Source organism: Paraburkholderia sp. UYCP14C (assembly GCF_004197395.1).
GTDB lineage: Bacteria > Pseudomonadota > Gammaproteobacteria > Burkholderiales > Burkholderiaceae > Paraburkholderia.
Genome location: NZ_SELS01000223.1, coordinates 1 through 1,725, shown reverse-complemented (window position 1 = coordinate 1,725; position 1,725 = coordinate 1). Strand labels below are relative to the sequence as shown.

The 1,725-nt window shown below is 69.1% G+C and carries 1 pseudogene; it reads left to right on the top strand.

Features of this window, described 5'->3' with window-relative positions:
* A pseudogene (locus tag EVC45_RS44410) lies at positions 1-1,725 on the top strand (Type III effector protein (Skwp5)); the annotation flags it as partial.

The window sequence follows — 1,725 nt, the reverse complement described above, 5'->3', positions numbered from 1 at the left end:
GAGCTGGAACCTGATTGCGCAGATCGAGGCGGACGACGCGATCCTGGATGCGCTGGATCTGCGGCTAGCCAGTGAGGAGCATCTGGCGGCCCTGACAGCGCGTCATGCGCCCAGCCGGTTCGATCTGGCGGAGCGTCACGCAAGCCTGCGCACGGCTGTGGGTGAGGTGCGGCCACCCGGGCCGGATGCGGGCGACATCGGGCATGTCACGGTCGACCTGCAGGGACGGGAGCTGGAGCCCGCCGCGTCGTCCGGCGGGGCGCAGCGTGACTACTCCTTTTATGCCCGCCTGACCGGTTTGCCCCTGGTGGAGGTGCAACTGCCCGGTGCGCTAAGCGGGTTCATGCTGGCGCGCACGTTCCAGTATGAGGGCGAGCCCTGGCGCTTCGACATGTTTGGCGGCAGCCGCCTGACGCGTGGACGGCAAAAGTCAGCCAGGAACATTGCCGCGGGCCGCAGCGCGCCCGCCTCGGTGCTGCCGGCGGTGCGCTATGCCGACAGCATCCCGGGCAGCGCGTTCATGGACCTGATACAGAAACTGGCGCCGCAGCGCGAGGACTGGTCCCGCATGCAACGGGCGCTGACGGAGATGGTGCCGCGTGACCATGTGGTGGAGGGCACGTTGCAGCTGGGCTGGTTTGAGGACGTGCCCGGGGCACAGCACCCCTTCAGGCTGCGGGGGCCGCAGGATGAGCGCATCGCGCTGTGTCCGAACGATGGCTGCGGGTTTCTGGGATGGGACGTGGCGATGCGCATTCCGGTGGTGCGCGAGCACATCGAGGCCTGGCAGGCGGTCAGGGAGGGACGTGGCAGCGAAGCGCAGCGCAAGCTGGTGGAGGGCCAGGAGCCGGGGTTCAACACGATGCCGCCGCAGGCCCTGATGCATTTCCCGCGGGACGCGGCGGCGCTTGACGAAGCGCGCGAGGCGATGCGGCGCCGGCTGGACGGATTGGACAGGCAGGCATCGCAGCCGGTGGATCGCCTGACGCTGTACCAGCTGACGGTCAGCGGCGGCTATCAGGGGCGGCGTATCCGTGCGGTGCCCTCGGCTGACGACAGGCTGTATCTGCCATCGGTTCGGCTGCCGGGTTTCGAGGAGGGGGCGGGCGATGTGCTGGTGGGCAAGCCGCCATACGACAAGGAGAACCTGTTGCCCATTGCGGCCGCGCAGGTGGTCACGCCCGCCCGGGGCGATGTGACGGCCCGGTTTCTGGACCAGTGCTTTGCCATCCAGTACAGCTATACCGGTTTCGATGACGGCTCGGGCATGGGCGCCGAAATGCTGCACAGCAAGGGCATGCTGATCATTGTGCCGCAGGAATACTGGCCCGAGGAGCATGCGGGGCTGCATCTGGCCTGTTCGCGGGAGGACCTGAAAACGCTGTCGCGCTGGCAGCGCGGTCGCGAGCGCGATGCGCTGCCGCAGCGGATGCTCAGCACGGGCAGCCTGCGGGTCAAGGAGGTGCTGTTGCCGGGGCGGCTGGGGGCGATGCCGATTGCGGAGCTGCGCAAGCGGACCATGGACACGGACGGGGACGATGCGTTCGTCTACGCGGGCTATCCGGCGCTTGCGGGCCATATCCGTCGCGTCATGGCGGCGCGCGGCGCGCGGCGGGGCGAGGAGGCGCGTTCGCTCAAGCCGCCCAAGACCGCTCACGCGGCCGTCGATGAACAGGGTCGCTACCAGGCGGGGCGCGCGCGCGAAATCCTGGCCGAGCAGCGCGG